Raw genomic sequence first — 22,862 nt, 5'->3', positions numbered from 1 at the left:
GTTAATTACCTTATTATCACTTGCCCGGCTGGCATGTTGGAAGTATTTAAAGATCCTGGAGTGGTGATTTTTCCTTTAACGACGCTGATTACAATGGCGCTAGGGTCTTGTTTCGTGATCCGGTTAGCATTGTCCCATTCGCGCTGTGACATTCCGTTGACCTTGCCTTTGTCCACTGTTTGAATGTATACGGTTCGGCCCTTTGCATCTATGAATGTCATGTCTGTGTATGAGCCTCCCTTTCGACCTAATCCTCCAGGTAGAGGCTTTAAGTATGTTTCTCTAAGTTCAATGCCAGTCCCCATCTGTCGTCCACCTTGAGTATGCGACATAGGTGAAAGGTTATTATCGCGTAAAAACTGATCTCTAATTTCATCCATGTGACGTTTCGTTATAGTATTCCCCCGGCGGCAAAGTCCCAGAGGGTCGATCCATGTGGCGGTGTTTGGGCCGTATTGGTAAAGGTTTATTCCGCCTGCCAACTCTACAGGATCCGGTGTGGTGAACCTTCCCACATCTGGGTCATAAAACCTGAACGTGTTGTAGTGCAGCCCCGTTTCTCGGTCAAGGTACTGACCTTGGTAACGTAAATTCTGCTCGCTTCCTTGCTGTGGACTGCGCCATTCCTCCCGTGCGGTGCCCCAACCGTGACAATCGATGCGCCACACTGTATGACCATTGTTATCCGTTACCTGTTCGGGCAGCCCAGCCAGGTTGGAGTGGAAATGCTGTATGTTGTCCTTATCCAGATTCTCGTCTATACGTGCTAGCGGTTCATAGCTATTTGGGCTCGCATAGACATAAAGGTTGGACAGTCCGCTCTGTACTTCCTGCACCAAGCGCAACCCCTGCCAGTGATACAGCGTCCGGCGTACAGGCTCGGCTTCGCCTTGCCTGTATACAGCCTTGCTGATCCGCCGCCCCAGCGGGTCGTAGCCGAACACAATGCGTTCGCTCTCCCCATGCCGCATTTGCTCCACACACACCAGCCGTTGTTCGGCGTCGTACTCGAAGCGCTGCACCCGATGACTGCCGATTCGCTTCTCGCACAATCGCCCAAATCGGTCATAGCGATACCGCTTGTCCTGATAAACCAGCACTCGGTTGTGCCTGATCAGGCCATTAAGCTTCGGCCCGTCGAACAGGTTGCCTGCCTTGTCGTACTTGTAATCCTCGACCTGTGTCGCCTGCCAGTTGGGGCGAGATTGGTGGACAGTTTGCAGTTGTTCGTTGGGATCGTATCCATAGCGATTACTGCCCGAGTAACTCCTCCCTGTGTGGGGCAGGTCGTGGAAACGACCGATGATCTGTTCGAGGTGGGCTTGTTCATCGTTGGCAGCGCCAGACATGCCTTTGCGTTGCGTCTGGGTCAGCCCTTCAGCCACAAGGTTGTCGCTGGCGTCATAGCGATAAGTTTTGTCCAACAATGGCAGCACTTCAGCAGGAGCATCGCGGTAGTGGATGGCCTTGCCACTCAAGCGGCCGCTTTTGTCATAACGGGTACGTGTAATCAGGCTGCCTTGGGTGCGCATGACTTCGTCATGCATGGCATCACGCTCAAAGTCACTGATGACCCGGCCGTCCAGGTTGATCTGGTGCAGGTGCCCACTGCCGTAGTAGAGGTAATTGAGTTTGCGCTGATCGGGCAGGGTGAGGGTCTGCAGGTTGCCCAACTCGTCATAACCGTACTGCAACAACCCGGCGCTGTTGGTTTCGCTCAGCAGTTGCCCTGTGGGATCGTAGGTGTATTCAAGCTGCTGTTTTTCACCCTGGTTATTGGTGAAAGCGATGGACAACAGATTGTCGGCGGTGTCGTAGCTGTAGCCGGTGATGCCATCCTCGGTGCGCTTGCTCAGCAGGCGGCCAACAGCATCGCGTTCGAAATCGTGGCGAATCGGAGTGGTCCGCGTTGCAGGGGCGTTCTCGGACAGGGGGGCTTGTTCATGGGGGGAGGGTACATGGGTGAGGCTGGTGACCCCATCCAGTACGTCGTATTCATAAATGTGCCCACTGCCATCCAGGTCCTCCTGCGCGACCAGTCGATCCAGCTTGTCCCAGCCAAAACGATAGGACTCGTCGTTTTCATTGGTGAGCTTGAGCAATCGGCCGTAGGCGTCGTAACGAAATCTGACGCTGTGGCCCATGGCATCCAGGCGCTCGACCAGGCGACCGCTGTGGTCGTAGTGAAACTGCAGGTTCTTTTGCGCAGGATCGATGTAGCGCGTCAGCTGGCCGGCGGCATCGACTTCGTAGCGGTCGATACGACCATCGGGCCGTTCATGTTCGATCAGGTAGCCGCGGGCGTCATAACGGAAGAGGGTCTTCTCGCCGCGGGCGTTGATGCTCTCGCTCAGGCGGCCATGCAAGTCGTAGTGGTACAGCGTCTGGTTGTTGCTGCAGTCGCGGTAACTGAGCAATTGGCCACGGGTGTTCCAGGTCAGGTGCTTGGTCTTTTCGAGGGCATCGGTAATGCGGGTAACGCGGCCTTCCGGGCTGTATTGATAGTGTGTGCTGCGGCCCAGTGGATCCTGCTCCCACAGCAAATTGCCATGGGCATCGTAGCCGTAACGCCGGGTACGCCCTGCAGCCTCGGTGACCTGAACGGGTAGCGCCCAGTGGCGCAGATAGCTGATGTGTTCGCTACGCCCGAGCGGGTCACGCGTTTCGATCAGACGACCGATATCGTCATAGCTGTACCGCCACTCGCCGCCCTGTGGGTCCGTTCGCTTGATCAACTGCCCGGAAATGATCTCTGCTTGCCAGCAGTTGCCCAGCGCGTCGACATGCTTGTAAACGTCGTATAGCGGGCCCCAGAAATAGCGATCCTGGCGGCCCAGCGAGTCAGTGACGAGGGTTTCACCTTGTTCGAGGTTGTAGGCGAACTGGTAGTCCTCGCCATCGCTCCCCCAGTGGCGAATCACCCGCCATTCGTGGTCAGGTTGCGGTTCAAGCAAAGGCGGCAGGCGATAAGGTGTGCCATCCGCCCGCCGTGGCGCAGGGCGTTTCTCAGGAATGGCGTAACATGCCCACACGTACTCGCGGACGGCGCCGCTGGCCAATTGGTGACGCTTAAGATAGCCGTCTTCGGTATAGCTGAAGCGGCGCACCACCTGACCTGTCGCATCCAGGACTTCCTGCAACTGCCCACAGTCGGTGTAGCCGTAGCTGACCAACCGCTCGTTGCGCTCGATAGCGGGGGCACCCTTATTGGTCAGGAAGATCCGCGAGACCTTGGAGACACGACGTGCATGCGCAGCCTCGTAGTGAAGCTGGACAACCGTCTGGCCGTACTTGTCATAGAGTGCTTGCAGGCGACCTTGTTTGTCGTAAAGCACATCGACGTAGTTGAGATTGCGGTCGCTCAGCCTGATGAGCCTTGAACGGTTGGGGTCGAGCGGGTCGATATCGAAAACCTTGTACTGCCCCTCATGAATGTCCTCGACAACCGTTTGACCATCCTCCAGCTGGAAGAAAGCCAAGCCGTCCACGACACTGACGAAGGCATCGCCGGCACTCAGGCGGCCCAGTTCCAGCCGATTGCCTTGTTCATCGATGTAGACCGACAGCTGGCCGCCTTCAGGATGGGGGACGCGGACAAGTTCCACCTCATATGGAACGCTCCAGCCCTGCCCGAACAGCCCGCCAGTACGAAGGTCCCTGCTATCGTAGCGGCGCGCCCATTCGATACCGAGCAGGCCGGGGAGGCTGAAGTCAGTGTCTTCGGGGCCGTCCTGGAATTTGCTGCCGGTGGCGACAGCCACCGGGTTGCCAACGTTGCAGCCCTTGATGCGGCCAAAGCGTCGTGAAATGAGAATTCCCGCGATGATCCCGGTGAACATCGCAATCTTGCTCTTGCCATTGCGAATATCCCGAACCGTCGCCGTCCCGCCGCCAATGCGCACATTCGGCGAGACCTTTTCATTCACATCAATCGTGGCGTCGCAGGTGGTCTTGTCGCCCGATCGCGCCGCGGGCTGGCCGTTGATGAAGACCTTGTCCGACCCTTGCGCAATGTGGTTTTCGGGCAGCGGCGGGTGGCGGCTGCATGAAATCCTGTCCTCGTCCCTGGACTCCGAGCCTGGGTCCTTTGGCGTCGTGACGGGCGGGTTGAAGATGTCGCGTATCGCCATGCCCAAGCCCACCACCGGGAGCAGGTAGGGCATCGCCGCCATGGCCATGGAACCGACGTTTTCCAGGATCGAGGGTTCTGCCTGTTCGGCATCGGCCGCTCCGCCGCCTGGCGGCCCGGTGATGCCGGCTGCCCGAGCGGCGGGCTTGCTGTTGATGAACACATTGCCTGAGCCGCTCTGGATCTTTCCGCAGGGCTCGGGCGCGGCCACGCTGTTGCCCAGGCTGTCGCAAAAGCTGGAGATGGCCTCGCCGACCGTCTGATCTTCACCAACCGAAAGGGTGCTCATCGCACCGACCGCCACGCCGGCGACGGCGGCGATGGCGAAACCTGCTGCGCCGCCAGTGGCGACGGTGCCGACAACGGCCAGGCTGATGGCGGCCGCTGCGGCTGCGGTGGCGGCGGCATAGATGACCGCCTCGGCGACCGCGCTGACCATTTCAGCCACGAGGGAGGGATGCAGTATGTCGTCGCCCATCCGGGCGGCGTGAACGAATTGTGCCATGGATTGTTGGCTCCAAGCGCTTGAGTCGGTGTGGTTCAGGGCAGGCGGGGGCCTTGGTTGAAGCGGAGCTTTTGCTTGATGGCGCGCCAGTGCTTGATGTCGTCGCTGTTCAATGGGCCTGGCTTGCTGTAATTGAGTACCAGCAGGCGGTGTTGGCCCGGTATCAGGCAGGCTGCCTGGAGTTGGAAGTGGGCGGTTTCACCGACCATGAATTCAATGGCCATCTCGCGGGCTTCTATCGGGTGTTCAGCGGCACCCAAGCACGCGATCTGCATGGGCGTGATGGTCATTGCCTTGGACTTTTTACGCAGTATTCGCAGTTGGTCTTCGACGGCGTCGTCCAATGTCTTGTCGTTGCCGACAGGGCTGCGCGCCACCACCAACGTGGTGTCTCGGGTACGAAAACGCAGCATGTTGAGCGTCAGGTCTTCGGGGATTTCCTCCCCCAGGTTGAGGATCAGGTCGTGAGTCAGGTAGTCAGTCATTGCGGGAGTCCATTCAGGAATTGATCCGGTGCGGGCCAGTGCCAGTCGTTATTCAAAGTGCTCATCCACATCGGCCTTGAGCGCACCGCTGTCGCGTCCACTCGCGGCGGCAGCCGCTGCTCCGCCGTCAGCGTTGAGGTCGAGCTTCGCGGCGAGTGTGTTGATATGCCCGCTCTGCTGGCCGGTGAGGTTGAAGGTTTCGCAGGTGATGTTGAGCGTGCCGTTGGCCTGCAGCTCAATGAGGGTCTTGCCGCACTTGAGGCGCAAGGTGTTGCCGGCTTCGATCTCGTAGTCACCGGTAATGAGGTCGTTCTTGCCGCCGCCAACTTTGAGCGTGTCGTTGGCCTTCACCACCCGCAGGCGATTGCGGCCGATGGCGATGGCTTCGTCCTGGCCAATCCGTTGGGCGCGATCGACGCCAACTGACAGGGACTGGTTGTTGTTGACCTTGGTGTTCTGGTCCCTCTGGGCGTGGATGAACACTTCCTCTTTGCCCAGCTCGTCCTCGAAGCGCAGCTCGTTGAAGCCATCCCCTTTGTGGGTCTGGCTCTTGATGGTCATGCGGGTCTTGTGGTCGGGCAGGTCGTACGGCGGCAGCTGGTCGCCGCAATAGGTGCGCCCGGTAATCATCGGTTGGTCGGGATCACCATTGACGTACTGGATGATCACGTCCTGACCAATACGTGGAATAGCCATTGCGCCCCAGCTACCACCGGCCCAGCCCTGGGATACCCTCACCCAGCAGGAGCTGAACTCGTTGTTCTGGCTTTCGCGGTCCCACGGAAAGCTGACCTTGACCCGGCCCCATTCATCGCAATAGATCTCTTCTCCCTTCGGGCCTACCACGGTCGCCATGTGTGGGCCGTCGATTCGCGGTTTCTCCAGTGGGGCAGGGCGCCATTCGGTCCGTCCAGGGACCAGCACGGCAGTCTGCTCGTAGTGCGTGCTTACATCTGCGCCGGCAGCTTCTTCCTGCAAGCTGGTGAACTGCTTGCCTTTGTGGGTAACCCTGTTCACCCGCCAATGGGCATTGAGGTCTTCACGTGGGTGCCCCGTCAGGGTGAAACTGAGGCCCGGTTGCAGGCGAACATCGTTACCTTGGACCTGCGCAATACGCACATCATGACGTAGCGCGGTGATGCGGTTTTCAGTGAACGGCTTGCCCACGGCATCGCGTTTATAGCGGCCTGGGTAATCGAAGTATTCGTACGCTTTGGACTGATGCTCCAGGAAGGGCCCGGCTGCCCTGTGTTCCTGGCGGTAGGCCGGGTTGGTAAAGGTGTAGTCACGCTGGACCTGCCGTGCGGTGCGCACCTGTTCGCTGTAGCGCAAGCGGCGAAGGCAGGGCCTGGCATGATCACCGCCGCTGGCGGCTTGATACAGCACGCTGTCTGGGTCTACAGGCTCGCCGTCATGATAGAAATCCTCGTCTTCATCTTCGGTCTTGATGGCGCCATGACTGATCAACCCCAGTGATTGCAGCCGATCGGTGATGATCAGCTTGTGTAGCTTTTCACTGTGCGCGAAGCGGTAGACGAAGCCTTCCTCAGCCGCCAGGCGAGCAATGAATTCAAGGTCGGTCTCACCCGCCTGCACGCAGAACTCGCGGACCTGATGGTCCATGCTCGCGCGCAGTTCGTACTGGTTGATGCCCTGGCGCTGGAGCATCAGTTCAAGAATCTGTGGGACGGTCTTGTGCTGGAAGATGCGCCAGTTCGAGCGAAGATTGGCACGGGCCAGCTGGGGCTCGATCAGCGCGTCATAGTAGGTGCGGTAGAAGCCGCTTTCAGCCTGGCTGAAGCGGCTGACCACACCGTGCACGTAGCGCACCGGGCTTTCGTCGCTCCAGATGGTGAAGAGCACGGGTTTGTCTAGCAGGTCGCCGAAGTCGATATCGTTTTCGAAGCTGATCAGTTTCAGCTCCAGCGCGAAGGGTATGCTGATCCCCTCTCGCAGTTCGAACGACACCACTTCGAATTCAGCGTTGCCAACCAGCGGCTGGAAGCTGTAGCGCAAGTCAGATTGGCCAGGCATGAGAAGTCCTTGTCCGCCGTCTGAAAATTCGAGAGCCCCTGGCAGGGCGTGCCTGCCAGGGATGTGCAACCGGGTTATACCAACGGTGTGCGCCAGTCGTCGGAGCCTTCGGTACCTGCAGCTACGTGGGACCAGGTGACCTTTCGGTACGACATTGATACCTCGACCAATTGGGTGAAGTCAGCGTTCTCCTTGTTTTGTGCATGGGGCAACGTGGTGTTGATGTTGACAATCGTGGCGTCTTCCAGCGTGGTGGTGAAGAAGTGCTCTTGCTTGCCTTCCACCGAGGTGCGGTACCATCTGACTTCGACGGTTGGCAGCATTTCGCCGCTGGTCAGGGCCTGATACATCAACGGCGTCGCCTTGTTCAGCGCGCTGGTGAAGATGAAAGGCTTGTGCACCCGTTGACCGGCGGGCTGGCCGCTTTGTGGGTCAGTGGGTACGGTCACCTGGTGCTTGATTTCCTGCACCAGGATTTCGTCTTCATGGCCTTCGACGAACACGTTGCCGACCGATTCGGAGGTGAAGGCGCCTGCAGTGATGTTGCCTTGGGTTTGGCCTTCGATCTTGATGTAAGCGGGTGTTGGCATGGCAGTCTCTCCTGCGTCCATGTGGATAAACACGCGCACTCAGGGTGGCGTGGCCATCGTGAGCGATGGGCTTGTCAACGAAGCAAACGCCTCGCTAATGCGTTGAAATCCGTGGCGACACGCGCCGGTCTGTTACTGCTGCAAGATGCCGTTGAGCGACTCCAGCACCTCGGTGGTAATGAGGTGCAGCCGGTAGCTGTAGATGCCGTAGGCCACCGCCATGGCGAGGGCGGAAATGACCAGCGGGCTCCACCACGGCCATTGCCGGCTCATGCGGAAATTGCGCGGGGCCACGTTGGTGTAGGGATCGCCGACCGACTCCGGCACGGGGCCGCGCAGTTCGCGGATGATTCCGTGAAGCTGGTGAATAAGCTGGTTCAGCGACTCTTCACCTTTCGGTGCAATGGCGTATTTGCCCTTCAAGCCAAGGCAAAGCGCGAAGTACATGAACTCCAGTACGTCCTGGTAGCGTTCGGGCTCCTGCATCAGGCGGGCAAGCACGGTAAAAATCTTCTCCCCACCCCAGGTTTCGTCGTGGAAGATGCTCAACAGGGGTTCCTGGCTCCAGCAACTGGTCTGGCCCCAGGGCGTTTCCATGACCGCTTCATCGATGTACAGGCACAGCCCGTATGAGTAGGCCAGCAGCTGAGTGTGCTCGTAGCCGTGCTGGCGCATCTCTTCCCTGATGTTGTCGACCTGGTTGCGCACCTGTCGGTGCACGTCCTTGATGTTGGGCAATTCGTCCAGTGTGCGCAGGCGCATGACCAGGCCGAACAAGGGGGCCGCCGCATCCAGCATCAGGTTTGCGAAGCCGCCTCGCAGCTGGAAGTCCGGGTCGGCTGCGTATCCTGCTTGCACAGGCTCTGGCTTGGGCTTCTGTTCGGCCCCTTCGGCTTCAGCGGGCGAGTCGCCGGACAATGACGCCTCGATGATCGTCTGCAGTTTTTCGTTCTCAACCTGTGCCGCATCGGTGGGGGAGGTGTTGTTTTCTTTCACGTCACTCGCTCCTGATTGCCCAGAACTGCAGCTCAAGGCCCGGGAACTCGCCCGCGACATGAACACCGAAGCCATTGGACGTCTTCATGCCCGCCCAGCTTGCGTCGCGGCGGTCCAGCTCGAAGTAGGTGAAGCCTGCATGGAAGGGCAAATCCCGAGGCGCCACGGGCAGCGGCACCAGTGGAATACCTGGCAGCTGCAGCGGCACGGCTTCGTTCAAGGATTCCAGCGAGACGACTTTTGCCTTCTGCACGAACAGCTGGCGCAAGGTTGGCGGTGGCAGATTGGCGCGCACTGCCAGGATGAAGTCGGCTTGGTCGATCAGGCGACGGTCTTCCAGTGTGGTGGTCATGAGCCCGTATTCCTGCGTCTTCAATGGCAGCGAGACGGCGCGGGGCTGCAGCACCGTGCTCAGTGCGCGGCGCAAGGTTTCTTCCAGAGGCTTGAACGAAGTGCGTAGCGCGGTGTGGTGATAGGCGGGGTACTCCTGTGGCAGCCGGCTCTCGTCGGTGAAGGTGACGAACTCGCCACAGGCCTGGCTCATGCACAGGTACAACTGCTCGGGGTGTGTCTGACCTTGCCTGGCCAGATGCTGAAAACAAGGCCACCAGCGGTTCATGGCTTGCAGCAGGTTGAAGTCGCGGATGTCGGCGATACCGGACTGCCCCGAGGCGCCAATGCGGGCGGCGAGGTTGCGCGCGCGCTCGCGCAGGCTGTTGGTGATTTCCTCAAGAAAGCGTTGCAGTGCCGGTACGGCACGCACCGAGACGCTGGTGGGGTAGAACCCCTCATCCAGCTGCAGGCTGCCATCGGGGCGCCGTTCCAGAATGCGGGCCAGGGCCAGGCGGGTATAGGCACTGCTGTCGTCGGCCTTGCGTTTGAGCTGCAGGTTGGGCACCGCCAGGTCGACCTGCACCAGATCACCGTCGGCGCTATGGGTGTCCTTGATTTCCAGAGCCTGGGCGCTGTAACGGAAATTGGCGGCGTTGTCGGGCCAGCTCACCTCACGGCCACCCTCGGTACGCAGCGGCAGGCACAGGTAGATTTCACTGTCCTTGGCGCCGTCGTCCTCGATTTCCAGCGGTGGGGGTGGCGGCAGGTCTGCAGGGATATCGAACACAGTGCCGTCTGGCATGATGCCCCGCGCACGGGTGATGGCGATCTTGCCCAGGCTCAGGTATTCGTCGTTCAACTGCAGTTCACTGAAGCCATAAAAAGCTGCGTTCAGGCTGCCGAGACGTTGATGCAGGGCTGCTTCGGCGGCGCGGGCAGCCTGTTGGAAATGCTGCGGTTTGACGAACAGGCCTTCAGGCCACAGGACGGGGTTTCGTGAGCTCATGAGCGCTCCGTGTCAGCGTGAGTCAGTGAGAACGGCAGGGTTACAAGCGCCATCAGTCTTCTTCCTTGAGCAGGACTTGCGTATCGTTGAGCAACACCGACAGGACGATTTGGTGACCGTGTGGAGGTATGCGCAGCACTTGGCTCCACTTGGCGCCTTCCTTGTTCCGGTAATTGGCGATTACCGCAACGAAACGGGTTTCCGGCTCGATGGGGGCAAAGGGAATGAACTTGAACTGGCCTGGGCGCAGCATGTAATCGTCATCGCGGATGTAGGTGCTGCGCAGCGCCTTGGCAGGGTCCTCGTCCAGCAGCTCGTAAGCGCTGTTGTGCAGGAGAGAGTCGTCGCGCAGTTGCAGGATCTTGATGGCCATGGGCGTAGCGAGCGCCTCGGTGCCCTCGGTGGTGCTACGCGGCAAGCTCAGCACCACTGTCGGGTCGTCGTAGTTGCCGGGGGTACTGTCTTCCATTGGAGAACGCGACGGATAATCGCCATCGTCCATTGGCAGCGGGACGGGCGACATTGCCGGGAACTGTTCCTGGAGGTAATCGAGCAGGTTCCCGACTTTCTCGGTGAGCAGGTAGGGGTCGGCTGCGCTCAGGTTGACCGCGTAGGGGCTGGGCTCGAGAACGCCTTCCTGTTCAGCTGAGACCTTGACGCTGCTGGGGTTGCTGTTGAGCGTGGGGCTGGCGTTGATGCTGAACGCGACCTGGGTGGGGTGTGCCTTCGGCGGTCCGACGGGCAACGAGGGGTCTATGATCACTTGGCCAACTTTGTTCAGGGCCGTGCAACCCGAGATCCCGATCAGTGCCGTCAGCAGGCCGGCCGCGAATGAATGACGGGTCATGGGCGTTCTCCTGCAATCAGGCGTTCCAGTGAGTTCTCTTGCTCAGGCCTCGTAACTGTGTCCAGTGCCGCCAAGGGGTCGTTGCCCATGCCCGGCTCGAAGACCGAGCAGATTTCAACAGCGAGCTCGCTGCTGGCTGAAACGGGTTGCCACGCTTGGGCTGGTTGGTCGAGTAGCCATTGGTCAAGGGTGCTGTGTTCAGGGCTGACCAGATCTGCCAGTGAGCGCACCTCGGTTTGTGAAAGCTGCACTTGCAGCCGACAGGCGCCAATGCGCAGTCGGTCACCCTCTCGCAGCCGCCTGGCGGTGAGCGGCCCCAAGCTGTCGAGGTTGTCATTGAGGTAGGTGCCATGGCAGTGGTCGATCACGCAGAAGCCGCCTTCGATCCATCGAATCTCGCAGTGGATCGGCGCAACCGCCCGTTCGCGATCATTGATCAGCCAGGTGGTTCCCACGCTGCCGATGGTGCCGCCTTCGCTATCGAACTGGTGCCGGGCAGTGTCCGTGTGTTGCAACTGGCCGAGGTTGATGATGCTCAAGGTCAATGTGTTCATGAGCGCCCCCGAAACCGCACGACAGGGCTGATCTTGCCGTGACGGTCATCGACAAAACTGGTCCAGCCCAGGTAGGCGCCTTGGCTGGCGTGCAGGCAGAAGGGCGACAACGCGTTCCGCTTCAGGCGCAACTCCAGGTCGTAGGCCAAGCCATCACGCAATAGAAAGTCGATCAGCGCACGCAAGCGATTGAAGTTGATGCCGCGGGGCAGCAGGGCGCGTAACTGGTCCTGGTCGAGTTCACTGATGACTATGGTGAACTTGCTGCTACGGGTTCGCGTGCGGCTGCCGACCGTGAAGGAGCTGCCCAGCTCGCCATTGCTGCGGCCAAGGCTGACCCGTTGCCTTGCCGTGGTGGGGACCGAGCGGGTTTCGAACTCGCGGATGTGTACCTGCTTCAAGTCGAAGCAGTGGGCGATGATGCCGGCGACGGTGCCTGGCGCACGGCTGCGACTGGCGATAACACCGGCGAAACTGAGCAGCCGGCTCCAGGGCAACGCGGTGTCGCCGCGCAGTTGTTTGTCATTCAACCCGAGCAGGGCAAAGATGTACTGCGAGAAGCCATCGGTCGCGCCCGGCTGGAAGCGGATGTAATAGCGGTACTTGCGCCAGATGCGGTGCAGCAGGCTTAGCAGGCAGTGGTTGAAAAAGTCGAAGAAGGCCGGCCGCACGCCAATGCCGTGGGCGTGCTCGTACGACACTTCTTCCAGGTAATAGGTTGGCAAGGGCGAGTCGGTGCCGTGCAGCCCCATGAAGGTGGTGCACACGCGATAGCGGTCTTGTGCTTCAGGCATGCGTTCGGCCTTGTACACGTCGGAAACGGGAAAGGTCAGCCGCGGGTCACTGGCAAGGCGCACGCGCAGCCGCGTTGCCGGTGCGGGCCAACGTGGTTCCAGGTCATCCCCGTGCAAGCCGTGCAGGCGCTCCAGCAACTGGAAGAAGTTGTACTGGTGTGCCTCGGCGAGCAGCTTGTCGGCTAGATCAGCGGTTGTTTGCCGGTCTGGATGGGCCATGTGTAGTGCTCGTTGTTGGTGATGTTGATCACTTCCAGTTGGTGGAAGGAATTGATGCTGGCGTAGAGGGCAAAGAAGTGCGCGAGCACGCAACCGAACAGGTACAGGTCGCCTTCGCAGAGGAATGCGCTTTCATCCAGCTTCAGTCGTGTACGCAAGCCGCGAATGGGCTGGCCCTTGATCAGCCAATCCAGGGGTTCTGTTTGAACATCTCGGATACCCTCGAGGCGTTTGCGGGTGGTGCGGGTTTGCTGGATGTCATGCAGGGCGGCGAAGTCATAGGCATTGATGACCGCTTTCAGCGGCTCGGCCGATAGCAGCGACAGGTAGTTGAGCGACATGTTGGAGATCAGGGCCCATTGCAACTGGCCGTCCAGTACCGGCCGACAGGGGCGGGTGGGAGTACGAAGGTTGGTGTAGGTGGCCAGGGGAGGCGTGACTTCGGAAATGACATTGATGTCATCGACGGCTAACGCCAGCGGCAGGTCGCGGTTGGTACAGGTCAGGTCGATGGACGCCGTTTCCAGTTCGCCGATGTAGGCGTTGGCGTCGGCGCGTACAAATGCGATGCGGTGCGTGACGCCGTCGCCCAGCAAGGCGCCTTCAAGCGTGTAGCGGTAGTACAGTGCGGTGCGCCCTTGCACATGCTCGATCTCATGGGCGAACGATTCGAAGGGACGGAAGGTTCGCAGGTGTTCGCCGGTAGTGCCGTCAGTTGTCGTGCGGGTGCTGATGACCTGATCGATGCTGAAGATTTCATAGGCGTGCCGCTGCTCACCTCGGGGCGTAAGCTCGACCTGGGCGGACCGGTTGGACAGGTCGATAGGCTCGGCGCTGTGGCTGAACAGGTTTACCGCAGGCGTACAGAACAGGCTGAAATCAGCGCTGCAGACACGCAGTGAATCGGGTAACTGGCGGGTGAAGTGAAATGCCAGGCCGACCTGCTGAGTCGCCTGATCGGGCCAGACCTTCTCCAGCCCGGTTACGCTGAAGAAGTGGAACCGTTCGGGAAATACAAAGTACTCCTGCAGGATCCGGTAGCCGTCGAAGACGTTCTTGGGGTAAGGCAGCAGCGCTTCGCCTGGGCTGAAACCTGGGAAGACGATGCTGCTGGCCGGCAGCCGGCGAACCTCGCCATTGATGGTCACGCTCACCTGTTCAAGGTACTGGGACAGCCACAGATACAGCGTGCGGGCAGTTTGCGTATCACCACTCAGGTGAAAATCCAGGCCGGCGCAGCCCAGGGTGTTCAAAGGCCGCTCGACCAAGGTCCGCAGCTCAACCCGCACCACCGAACTGCTGAGGGTCTGGGTCGCACCCACCGCGTCGATCTCGAACGGATGAATGTCCACCGCCGTGCAAGTGCGAAACTCACAGGGCACTCCGTCCACGGGTTTGGAAAACAGTCGTGAGCCCCTGGGGATACATTGCGACTGGCTGAGGGCCAGCTTGCGAGGCGTAAACTGAATGATCGTGGCGCTCGGCAGAGGCCGCAGGTAGTTGGGCCACAGCAGCTGCAGCATCGGGTGCGTCAGCTCCGGCAGGTCGTCTTCCAGCTTGAGCCGCAGCTTGGCCGTGAGGAAGGCAAAGGCTTCGATCAGGCGTTCGACATCCGGGTCGCTGCCACCCTTGCCGAGCAGCCGGGCAAGCTGTGGGTTGTCCTGGGCGAAGTCGTTCCCCAGTTCGTGGAGGTAACGCAACTCTTCGCTGAAACGATCCTTGAGTGACATCGGGTCACCTCACGCGGGTGTGGCGGTTATGGCCGTTGACCAGCAGCTCCAGTTGAAGCTGCTCCATGTGGTTGTTGACCCGCACGAGGCAGTCCAACCTGAAATGCAGCTCCAGAGGGGCATGGCAATCAGGCACGGCCTTGAGCGTTCGCACGTGCACACGCGGCTCGAAGCGTTGAAGGGTGCGGCGGATGTCTGCACACACTTGCTTCAGAAGGTCGCCACTGCTGACGTCGTGCCCGTTGAAGTCACGCAGGCCCAGCTCAGGGCTGCTTTGTGAGCAACCCAGACGAGCGTTGAGCAGCGTTTCCAGATGGAGCTTGATGGCGGCGAACTTCTGGGTAGCGTTTTCTTGCCTGGACGGCACCCGGCTTGCGAACTGATTCGTCACCAAGCCATCGAAAAATCCACTCATTGGGTATCAAGCCGTCCAACCAGGGAGATTTCGAAATTCGCCCCCATGTACTTGAAGTGCGGGCGTACGGCGAGCGAAACCTGGTACCAGCCCGGGTCACCGGCAACGTCCGACACCTCGACCCGCGCAGCACGCAACGGGCGACGGCTGCGTACATCGGCTGACGGGTTTTCCTGGTCGGCAACATACTGCTTGATCCATTTGTTCAGTTCGGACTCAAGGTCCTTGCGCTCTTTCCAGCTACCGATCTGCTCGCGCTGCAGCACTTTGATGTAGTGGGCCAGGCGGTTGACGATGAACAGGTAAGGCAGCTGGGTGCCGAGTTTGTAGTTGGTCTGCGCTTGCAGGCCTTCCGGGGTCTTGGGGAAGTTCTTTGGTTTTTGTACCGAGTTGGCTGAGAAGAACGCGGCGTTGTCGCTGTCCTTGCGCATGGTCAGGGCGATGAAGCCCTCTTCGGCCAGCTCGAACTCCTTGCGGTCGGAAATCAGGACTTCGGTAGGGATCTTTGCCTGCAGTTGACCGAGCGACTCGTACAGGTGCACCGGCAGGTCTTCGACGGCACCTCCCGACTGTGGGCCAATGATGTTCGGGCACCAGCGGTAGCGGGCAAAGCTGTCGTTGATGCAGCTGGCCAGCAGGAAGGCGGAGTTGCCCCATAAATAGTGCTCGTGCTTCCCGTCGATGTGTTCTTCGTAATTGAAGCTGGTGATCGATTGTTCCTGAGGGTGATAGGCCGAGCGGAGCATGAAGCGTGGCCCGATCAGTGCGGTGTGGCGGGCATCTTCGCTTTCGCGGAAGGCACGCCACTTGGCATGGCGTGGGCCGGCGAAAATGTCCTTGATCTCCTTCAGGTTGGGCAGCTCTTCAAAACTGCTCAGGTTGAAGAACTCAGGGGAGGGCGCGGCGAGGAAAGGCGCATGTGACATGGCACCGACCGAAGCCATGTAACTCAGTAGCTTGATATCGCGGGAAGAAGGCCCGAAGTTGTAGTTGCCGACCATGACCGCGACCGGCTCACCACCAAACTGGCCGTAACCTGCAGTGTAAACGTGCTTGTAGATGCCACTGCAGGTAATGTCGGCCGCATTCTCGAAATCATCGAGCAAGTCGTCCTTGCTGACATGCAAAACTTCAAGCTTGATGTTCTCGCGAAAGTCCGTGCGGTCGACAAGAAGTTTGAGGCTGCGCCAGGCGGCTTCAAGTTGCTGAAAGTCGGGTTGATGCAGAATGGCATCCATCTGCTTGCTCAGCACCCGATCCAGCTCCGCAATCATCTGATCAACGCGATGTTTATTGATTAATTGGTCCGGATCATTGCTTTTGAGTATTTCTGCAATAAAAGCAGATACACCCTGACGAGCAACTTGGTAGCCCTCTTGTGCGGGTGTCACTTTGGTTTGGGCCATGATCTGGTCGAGCAAGGTGGCATTACTGAGTGTCTCACCCATTGTTTCAACGGCGACACTAGTGCTGGTTGGCTTTGGCATGGGAACTCCGTTGTCTCAGTCTTCTTTTGGCGCTTCAAGCACCAGGTCCAGTTCTTCGGCGAGTTGTTTGCGCGCTTGCTCGTTGTTCAGCAGGTGCTGCAATTGCTTGCGAAACGCTGGCACGTTGCCCATCGGGCCTTTCAGGGCCACCAGCGCTTCGCGAAGCTCCAGCAGCTTGTTCAGCTCCGGGACCTGGCGGGCGATGCGATCTGGCCCGAAATCGTTGATCGACTTGAACTGCAGGCTGACCGCCAGCTCCGCATCGGGGGCAGTGCTGAGCATGGAAGGCACGGACATGGCCAGGCTGACGCCGGCGTCATTCAACACGTTGTTGAAGCTGTGTTTATCAATGCGCATGACCGAACGGTCTTCTAGCGCACGGGCATCATCGAGGCCGAAGTCGCCCAGCACCAACATCTTGTGCGATAGCTCTACTTCGGCTTGTTCGTCTCCAGTGGCGGGTACATATTTGATGTTGATGCGTTCTTTCGGTGCAACCGATCCTGTGGACTTTGACATCGCAGATCCTTTCCTTGGTTTGTAGGGTGTTGTTCCTAATGGTTGCCTCTGCCTTAAATCGACATGTAGGAAATTTCCTCAGTATTGTCATGCGGCATAAACAAGATGACGGGACTTTTTCCCCGCCACCTAAAAACCATGCCTTCGGTGTTGCTATTCGTCGAGGGCGAAAATGTTAGAAAATATTTACTTGTGGCACTTTATTTTTATGGGCTAGGCTCATCCCGCTTTTGGGTCACGGAGTGCGTGGGAGTGGTTTTATAAGTCCGCCGATCAAATAGGGTGCATGTATTATTGACAGGGAATTTTCTTACGATGATTGGTAAAAAATCCTACAAGTTAAGTCTTTCGCTGATACTCGGTTGCCTGTCGATAACCGTCTATTCCGATGAAGATTGCCAGCGGATCGTATCCAACCTTGAACGCTTGGCCTGTTTCGACAAATCAGCCGGAACGCCAGCGCATCTTGCGCCAATGCAATGGCCTGCGCCGGAACAAGAATCGCCCACGTTGCGACGCGTGATGGCGCATCAGGCGGGCCGACCCGCAGAAGACCTGACCTTTCGCCTGAAGTCTGCAGAGGACGGGCTGATGATCTCGGCGCCTGCAATCGCTTCAGCCGCACCACACCCCTACCTGGTGATCAGCTGTGTGCAGAACATCTCCAGATTGCAGTTGATCGCTGCACAGCCCATCCAGGCCGGCCGAGTGGAGGTGCGCTTGATGGGGGATCGTGGTTCGACCGTCCCTACGCCATGGCAGGTGACGGAGAACGGCCAGGTGCTCGATGCCGGCAGAGGCTTGCCAGGCATCGAACAGATCAAGCCATTGATCGGGGCCCGTCGCATTCAGGTCGAGAGTGACAACCCGGCCGTCGATGGGTTGATTTTTGATGCTCAGGGACTGGACCCGCTCATCGACGAGGCGCGCAAGACATGTCGCTGGTAGCAGAGGTCGCCGCACAGGACATTGCCCGGCTGCTCGCCCCCATCGACGCCCAGGCACCGGCTGGCCTGTTCGATGTGGAGGACGAAACCTACCAGGCCATAGACCAGGAAATGGTCAAGCTCGGCGGGCTGCAGGAGTCTTCCATCGACTGGCCCTACATCGAGGAAGCCTCCCAACAGTACCTGGGCCAGCAGTGCAAGCATTTGCGCATCGTCGCGCACCTGAGCGTGGCGTGGTTGCGAGCTGGTTGCTGGGAACGCTGGGGGCACACCTTGGCACTGCTGGGCGGCATCGTCGAGGGCTACTGGGAGACCGCTCATCCAAAGCCTGGCCCCAAAGGCTTCCTCGGCAAGCGCAAGCTGGTGGGGATGGTGCTCAATCGGCTGATCGAAGCGCTGCCGCGCCTGGATCGCTTCACATATGGCCCGGCTCACGCAGCGGCGGCTCAGCATGCGATGCAACGCCTGCGACAGCAGCAAGCCATTGCACAGCTGGATGAGGCCGTCGTGAGCGAGCTGGAGCGCCAGCTGGGCAAATACACGGAACTTGCCAACGGCGTGGCTGAGCCGGCTACAGCCACGGCTGGTGCGGCACGCATCAAGCCTGCACCGCTGGCCGAAGTCATTGCCACACCGACGCCCCGCGTGTCACTCGGCAACGAGCGCGATTCACGCCGGGCCGTGCTGACCATGGCTGAGCTGATCAATCAACAGGACCCGTACGACCCGACGGGTTATCAGCTACGTCGCTTCGGCTTGTGGGCCCACATACAGGTGGCACCTCAAATCAAGCAAGGCAACCGCACCGAGCTGATGGCCGTGCCACAGGATATTGCCGGTGACTACGAAGATGCCGTCGCGGGCACTGCGGTTGACGCAGTCTTGCTCCAGCGGATCGAAAAAAGTGTGACGGCCAGCCCCTACTGGGTTCGCGGCAGCTTCCTGGCGGCGGCTGCCGCAACGCGGCTGGCAATGGGCGAGGTGGCTGAGGCCATTCGCGCTGCGACCGCACGGTTCGTGCAACGTATGCCAGCGCTGCAGCAACTGTGCTTCAGCGACGGCACGGTGTTTGTCGACGACCAATGCCTGGCATGGCTCAAGGCTGCACATAAGCCATCGGACGAGGGTGGAACCGCCCATGAGTTTGCCAACCTGCGCGAGGAGATGATCAAACAGCTGGAAACCGGCGGCGTAGAAACGGTTTTGCTCAGGTTGCAGGGGATGCAAGCGGACTTGCGCGCTCCGCGTGAGCGCTGCCATACCACGGTGATTGCTGCCGACCTGTTGGCAGCAAGGGGCGTGTCGTGGCTGGCCCAGGAGCTGTGTGCAGGCGTTGCCCGAACGATGCAGGAAACCACCGCCAGCGCCTGGGAACCTGAGGTGTTTCAACGTCTTCAGCTGTATGCGACAGCGCAAATGCAGGCCGACTGGAACAAGGAACGGGAGTCACGATGAATCAACCATGGAAGCACTTCAAACGTTGGGGCTTGCCCCTGGTGACTCGTATCGGCCTGGCCATGCCGTTGCTGCTAGGGCTGGGGGCTGCACTGTTGCTCGTAGCCATCTGGTGGCTCGGTCCGCAATGGACGTGGCGCGAGCAGGAGCCGTTGGCCAGTATGGCCCATCGGGGGCTGGCAAGCCTGGTGCTCGTTCTGGTACCCCTGCTGGGCTGGCTCGTTGTGTTGCGCAGTCGTAATCGCCGCCTGCACGCAGAACGCAATCAGGCAGTGGCCGCCGAACTGGACCGCACGTTGCCGTTCGTTCAAGCACAAGAGAAGGCGTTGGATCAGGAGCTTACGCGGTTTTTGCACAATGCCGGCGGGCGACGCGCCCTGTACCGTTTGCCCTGGTATCTGGTGTTGGGCGACCAGCATGCTGGCAAGACCCACTTCATCGACCATACCGAACAGAACTTCTCGCTGACCCGCATCGACAGGGTGCAGAGGCGAGGTCAACAAGCGCAAGCATTGGCCTACCCGATAGGCTGGTGGGTCAGCGACGACGCGGTGATCATCGATCCGCCGGGCGCCTTCATCAATGAAGCGTCGCAATCAGGCGCACCCACCGAGGAGCCAGGTACATCGCAACTGCCACCTGATACCTCGGCCAGGTTGTGGCAGCACCTGCTGGGTTGGCTGGTGCGCAATCGCAGTCAGAGAGCCCTCAACGGCGTGGTACTGGTAGTCGACCTGCCTGCATTGTTGCATGGCACACCTGAGCAGCGGGTTGCTCAGGCACAGGTCCTGCGCACCCGCTTGTATGAGGTGGGTAGCCAATTGGGCGCGCGCCTGCCTTTGTATGTGGTGCTGGCCAAGTTCGACCTGTTGGACGGATTCGACCAGCTCTGCGCAAAGCTCCCCACAGCCAAGCGGGAGCAGATGCTGGGTTTTACCTTCAAGCTGGATGCGCTCGGTTCGTTTGACGCGTGGCTCGATGAATATGGTGACCACTACGATCGGTTGCTCAGCGAGTTGTTCGAACAGATGGTAGAGCGGCTCGATGCACTGGACGGTGCACCATTGCGAGCGCGCCTGTTTTCGTTGCATGCCCAGTTGATTGGCCTGCGCCCGATACTGCTGGGGTTCTTGAAAGAAGCACTGGCAAGTGACCGCTACACCACGCCTGCCTTGGTCCGTGGCGTGTACTGGTCCTCGGTCGTGCAGCAAGGCGACATGCTCAATGCCTTTGTTCGCGAGGCGGCCCAGCCATACAAGACGAAGCTGCCGTTGCTTGAGGGCAAGGCGCAAGGCAAGGCGCTGACCTACTTCATCCAGCACGCGTTCAAGCGTGTCATCTATCAGGAAGCCGGGCTTGCCGGGGACAACATCAGTGTGGCGCGCAGCAAGCGCAACCTGCTCTGGGTAGGCTCTGGCGTAGGCATACTGGCTTTATGCGTGACCATCGCCAGTTGGCAACGTTATTTCGACATCAACTCCGCCAAGGCCGCCAGCGTCCTTGCCAAAAGCCGGGAATACAGCCACCACGAAGTGGACCAGCAACTGGACCCTACCGGGCGCAACCTGTTGGGGCCACTGGACCAGATCCGCGATGCCGTGTCGGTGTTTGGCGACTATCGCGCCGCCTGGCCGGGTGTTGCTGAGCTAGGCCTGTATCAGGGGCGTGCCATTGGCCCCCGCGTCGATGAGGCCTACCTCAACTTGCTTGCCAAGCGCTTCCTGCCGGCCTTGGCCAGTGGGGTAGTCGATGCGATGGACGCGGCGCAGCCAGGCAGTGAGCAGCAAATGGCTGCGCTCAGGGTTTACCGGATGCTGGAGGACCGCCAGAACCGCCGGCCCGAATGGGTCGAGGACTGGATGGCCCGCCAGTGGCAGCAAACATTCCCGGGCCAGGGGCAATTGCAACGTGACCTGATGCAGCACCTGAAGTATGCGTTGGCCTATGCCGATGCCGATCTGCCGCAGTATCGCCAGCGTGTTGCCCAGGTGCAGCAGGTACTGCGCAAGGTGCCACTGCCTGAGCGGGTTTATGCGAGCCTCAAACAGCAGGCCGCGGAACAGTTGCACACTGGCTTGGACCTGCGCCACCAAGTGGGGCCGGCCTTCGATGTGGTGTATCAGTCGGCTGACGGCTCCAGCAAAGGCGATGATGTCTTGCTAGCGCCCATGCTTACCGCCAAAGGCTCAAGGGAGTACTTCGAGCCACGCAGCCTGCGGTTCGCAGAAATGGCGATGATCGACCAGTGGGCACTGGGCGAGCGCGACCAGCTCGATTACTCGAATGCCGACCGGGAGGCGCTGAGCCAACGGCTGCATAACTTGTACAGCACCGACTTCATCGACAGTTGGCGGCGTGCATTGAACGCCTTCTCGGTGGTTGAATTCCGCGATCTGGACCATGGCGTCGCGGTCCTGCAGCGGTTCACCGGGCCGGCGGCCCCGCTGCATCGGCTGTTGGATACAGTGAAGGAAAACACTTCGCTTTCATCTACCGTGGGCGTCGAGGCCCCTGAGGAAGCTGAGGCGTTGCGACCGACATCCGGAAAGGCCGAGCAACCCCAGGCGTGGGCCATTCAGCGGGCTTTTGCCAGGCTCAGCGCCATGCTGCAGGCAACGGGTGAAAAACCCAGCAACTACGATGAAACCCTCGGCGCCATTGCGGCAGTACACGATTATGCCAAGGCGGTGCAGGACAGCCCGGACCGTGGTAATGCCGCACTTAGGGCCGTGCATCAGCGCTTCTCGATGACCGGGCACGACCCGATCGGCACCTTGCAGCGGGTGGCAACCCGTTTGCCAGAGCCGATCAACCGCCACGTCAGTAAGCTGGCCGATCAAACGGCGCGGGTGCTGAATATTGAAGCCCTTCGCGAGCTGGAGCGCCGCTGGGATGCCGAGGTGTACAGCTTCTTCCAGCAGCGCCTGGCTGGGCGCTACCCCTTCGTGGTGAAGGCGCCCGATGCCTCCCTGGATGACTTCGAGGCGTTTTTCGGGCCGAAGGGGCGATTGCAGCAGTTCCATGACCAGTACCTGAAGGTTTTCCTGAAAGATAACCTCGAAGCTTTACAGGCGGGGGAGCAGGGGCAATCACTGATCCGCGACGATGTACTCGAGCAACTGGAGTTGGCGGAGCGGATCCGCGAAACCTTCTTCGATCAGCGCGGCAACCTGACCGTGCAGTTCAGTATCGAGCCGTTAGGGCTCAGTGCCAATCAGCGCACCAGCGTCCTGAACCTGGATGGCCAGTTGATTTCCTTCACCCATGGGCCGAGCCAGATCACCGGTATCGTCTGGCCCAATACCTTGGGGCCGCAGGTTCGCAGCAACCTGACCTTGCTCAGGCACAATGGCAACAGCAGCAGCCTGGAGTACCGCGGCCCGTGGTCGATGTTCCGCCTGCTCAGCCGCGGCGCGCTGAACGGCCGCACGTCGACCAGCGTCGACCTGAGTTTTGCGACTGGCGATGGCGTGATTCGCTACCGGCTGAATGCCGAAAAGGCGTTCAACCCCATAACCCAGCAACCCTTCCAAGGCTTCAAGCTGCCGCGTGGTCTGCTGCAGGACCCAGGTTGATCTCGCAACGCCAGCGCCAATGAGATCGGGCTCCGCCCGCGCGGCGCAACACGGCCTGTTTCGGGCAGAGGTCTGTACTGTTAAAGATAGGCTGCCCGCCCTTCACCAAGCGCCCAGCTACGCACGCCTGCCCGCCTGAGCGCGGGCAGGCTGCGCGTACTATCGGCGAGCGTAAAGCACGGCTTTTCACCCTTCACATGCGATAAGCCGTGATTATTAAGCCTTAGATATCACTTGAAATT

The 22,862-nt window shown here is 59.8% G+C and carries 16 protein-coding genes; 3 read left to right on the top strand and 13 right to left on the bottom strand.

The window, feature by feature from the left end; all coding sequences use genetic code 11:
- Positions 1–5: 5 nt before the first annotated feature.
- From OCX61_RS13850 to tssB, 13 genes are all read right to left on the bottom strand, one after another.
- On the bottom strand, positions 6–4,634 hold the full coding sequence (locus tag OCX61_RS13850) for an RHS repeat-associated core domain-containing protein (protein ID WP_261939996.1): 4,629 nt from the start codon (positions 4,632–4,634) through the stop codon (positions 6–8).
- Positions 4,635–4,669: 35 nt separating this feature from the next.
- Positions 4,670–5,119 carry a DcrB-related protein gene (locus OCX61_RS13845; protein ID WP_261939995.1) on the bottom strand — a complete coding sequence of 150 codons (450 nt, stop codon included), beginning with the start codon at positions 5,117–5,119 and terminating at the stop codon, positions 4,670–4,672.
- Between the two features lie 48 nt (positions 5,120–5,167).
- Positions 5,168–7,153 carry a type VI secretion system Vgr family protein gene (locus tag OCX61_RS13840; RefSeq protein ID WP_261939994.1) on the bottom strand — a complete coding sequence of 662 codons (1,986 nt, stop codon included), beginning with the start codon at positions 7,151–7,153 and terminating at the stop codon, positions 5,168–5,170.
- 74 nt (positions 7,154–7,227) lie between these two features.
- Complete coding sequence (locus OCX61_RS13835; protein WP_261939993.1) at positions 7,228–7,743, bottom strand: Hcp family type VI secretion system effector; 516 nt, start codon at positions 7,741–7,743, stop codon at positions 7,228–7,230.
- A 132-nt stretch (positions 7,744–7,875) separates the two neighbouring features.
- Positions 7,876–8,739 (bottom strand): type IVB secretion system protein IcmH/DotU, encoded by an 864-nt coding sequence (gene icmH / locus OCX61_RS13830; protein ID WP_261939992.1) that lies wholly within the window; start codon positions 8,737–8,739, stop codon positions 7,876–7,878.
- Between the two features lies 1 nt (position 8,740).
- Entirely contained in the window at positions 8,741–10,078 is a 1,338-nt protein-coding gene (gene tssK, locus OCX61_RS13825; protein WP_261939991.1) for a type VI secretion system baseplate subunit TssK, read from the bottom strand.
- Between the two features lie 52 nt (positions 10,079–10,130).
- A complete protein-coding gene (tssJ, locus tag OCX61_RS13820) occupies positions 10,131–10,925 on the bottom strand; it encodes a type VI secretion system lipoprotein TssJ (protein ID WP_261939990.1) in 795 nt (264 codons plus the stop codon).
- The gene (locus OCX61_RS13815) at positions 10,922–11,479 is read right to left on the bottom strand and encodes an FHA domain-containing protein (protein ID WP_261939989.1); all 558 of its coding nucleotides are present in this window, start codon (positions 11,477–11,479) and stop codon (positions 10,922–10,924) included. Before OCX61_RS13815 ends, tssJ begins: the two co-directional genes overlap by 4 nt.
- Positions 11,476–12,492 (bottom strand): type VI secretion system baseplate subunit TssG, encoded by a 1,017-nt coding sequence (gene tssG / locus OCX61_RS13810; protein WP_261939988.1) that lies wholly within the window; start codon positions 12,490–12,492, stop codon positions 11,476–11,478. Before tssG ends, OCX61_RS13815 begins: the two co-directional genes overlap by 4 nt.
- Positions 12,456–14,222, bottom strand: a complete 1,767-nt coding sequence (gene tssF, locus OCX61_RS13805; RefSeq protein WP_261939987.1) for a type VI secretion system baseplate subunit TssF — start codon at positions 14,220–14,222, stop codon at positions 12,456–12,458. Before tssF ends, tssG begins: the two co-directional genes overlap by 37 nt.
- Before the next feature lie 4 nt (positions 14,223–14,226).
- Positions 14,227–14,637 (bottom strand): type VI secretion system baseplate subunit TssE, encoded by a 411-nt coding sequence (tssE, locus tag OCX61_RS13800; protein ID WP_261939986.1) that lies wholly within the window; start codon positions 14,635–14,637, stop codon positions 14,227–14,229.
- Entirely contained in the window at positions 14,634–16,124 is a 1,491-nt protein-coding gene (gene tssC, locus OCX61_RS13795; RefSeq protein ID WP_261939985.1) for a type VI secretion system contractile sheath large subunit, read from the bottom strand. The genes tssE and tssC overlap by 4 nt, the downstream gene beginning before the upstream one ends.
- Before the next feature lie 15 nt (positions 16,125–16,139).
- Complete coding sequence (gene tssB, locus OCX61_RS13790; protein ID WP_261939984.1) at positions 16,140–16,643, bottom strand: type VI secretion system contractile sheath small subunit; 504 nt, start codon at positions 16,641–16,643, stop codon at positions 16,140–16,142.
- Between the two features lie 315 nt (positions 16,644–16,958).
- Here tssB and vasI point away from each other — a divergent pair, with 315 nt between their 5' ends.
- Genes vasI through tssM form a run of 3 tightly spaced genes read left to right on the top strand, consistent with a single transcriptional unit; the run spans position 16,959 to position 22,620 of the window.
- The gene (gene vasI, locus OCX61_RS13785) at positions 16,959–17,591 is read left to right on the top strand and encodes a type VI secretion system-associated protein VasI (RefSeq protein WP_261939983.1); all 633 of its coding nucleotides are present in this window, start codon (positions 16,959–16,961) and stop codon (positions 17,589–17,591) included.
- Positions 17,579–19,045 carry a type VI secretion system protein TssA gene (tssA, locus tag OCX61_RS13780; RefSeq protein ID WP_261939982.1) on the top strand — a complete coding sequence of 489 codons (1,467 nt, stop codon included), beginning with the start codon at positions 17,579–17,581 and terminating at the stop codon, positions 19,043–19,045. Before vasI ends, tssA begins: the two co-directional genes overlap by 13 nt.
- Positions 19,042–22,620 (top strand): type VI secretion system membrane subunit TssM, encoded by a 3,579-nt coding sequence (tssM, locus tag OCX61_RS13775; protein ID WP_261939981.1) that lies wholly within the window; start codon positions 19,042–19,044, stop codon positions 22,618–22,620. The genes tssA and tssM overlap by 4 nt, the downstream gene beginning before the upstream one ends.
- Positions 22,621–22,862 lie beyond the last annotated feature (242 nt).

The organism is Pseudomonas sp. LRP2-20, assembly GCF_024349685.1.
Lineage (GTDB): Bacteria > Pseudomonadota > Gammaproteobacteria > Pseudomonadales > Pseudomonadaceae > Aquipseudomonas.
The sequence above is the reverse complement of the archived record's forward strand: the minus strand, read 5'-3'. Positions and strand labels throughout refer to the sequence as shown.

Excerpts from the sequence above, each read along its gene's own strand:
- tssJ (WP_261939990.1), bottom strand. The coding sequence starts at position 10,925 with ATGACCCGTCATTCATTCGCGGCCGGCCTGCTGACGGCACTGATCGGG.
- OCX61_RS13840 (WP_261939994.1), bottom strand. The coding sequence starts at position 7,153 with ATGCCTGGCCAATCTGACTTGCGCTACAGCTTCCAGCCGCTGGTTGGC.
- OCX61_RS13845 (WP_261939995.1), bottom strand. The coding sequence starts at position 5,119 with ATGACTGACTACCTGACTCACGACCTGATCCTCAACCTGGGGGAGGAA.
- tssG (WP_261939988.1), bottom strand. The coding sequence starts at position 12,492 with ATGGCCCATCCAGACCGGCAAACAACCGCTGATCTAGCCGACAAGCTG.
- tssC (WP_261939985.1), bottom strand. The coding sequence starts at position 16,124 with ATGCCAAAGCCAACCAGCACTAGTGTCGCCGTTGAAACAATGGGTGAG.
- tssE (WP_261939986.1), bottom strand. The coding sequence starts at position 14,637 with ATGAGTGGATTTTTCGATGGCTTGGTGACGAATCAGTTCGCAAGCCGG.
- tssK (WP_261939991.1), bottom strand. The coding sequence starts at position 10,078 with ATGAGCTCACGAAACCCCGTCCTGTGGCCTGAAGGCCTGTTCGTCAAA.
- OCX61_RS13850 (WP_261939996.1), bottom strand. The coding sequence starts at position 4,634 with ATGGCACAATTCGTTCACGCCGCCCGGATGGGCGACGACATACTGCAT.
- OCX61_RS13815 (WP_261939989.1), bottom strand. The coding sequence starts at position 11,479 with ATGAACACATTGACCTTGAGCATCATCAACCTCGGCCAGTTGCAACAC.
- tssB (WP_261939984.1), bottom strand. The coding sequence starts at position 16,643 with ATGTCAAAGTCCACAGGATCGGTTGCACCGAAAGAACGCATCAACATC.
- tssA (WP_261939982.1), top strand. The coding sequence starts at position 17,579 with ATGTCGCTGGTAGCAGAGGTCGCCGCACAGGACATTGCCCGGCTGCTC.
- tssF (WP_261939987.1), bottom strand. The coding sequence starts at position 14,222 with ATGTCACTCAAGGATCGTTTCAGCGAAGAGTTGCGTTACCTCCACGAA.
- vasI (WP_261939983.1), top strand. The coding sequence starts at position 16,959 with ATGATTGGTAAAAAATCCTACAAGTTAAGTCTTTCGCTGATACTCGGT.
- OCX61_RS13835 (WP_261939993.1), bottom strand. The coding sequence starts at position 7,743 with ATGCCAACACCCGCTTACATCAAGATCGAAGGCCAAACCCAAGGCAAC.
- tssM (WP_261939981.1), top strand. The coding sequence starts at position 19,042 with ATGAATCAACCATGGAAGCACTTCAAACGTTGGGGCTTGCCCCTGGTG.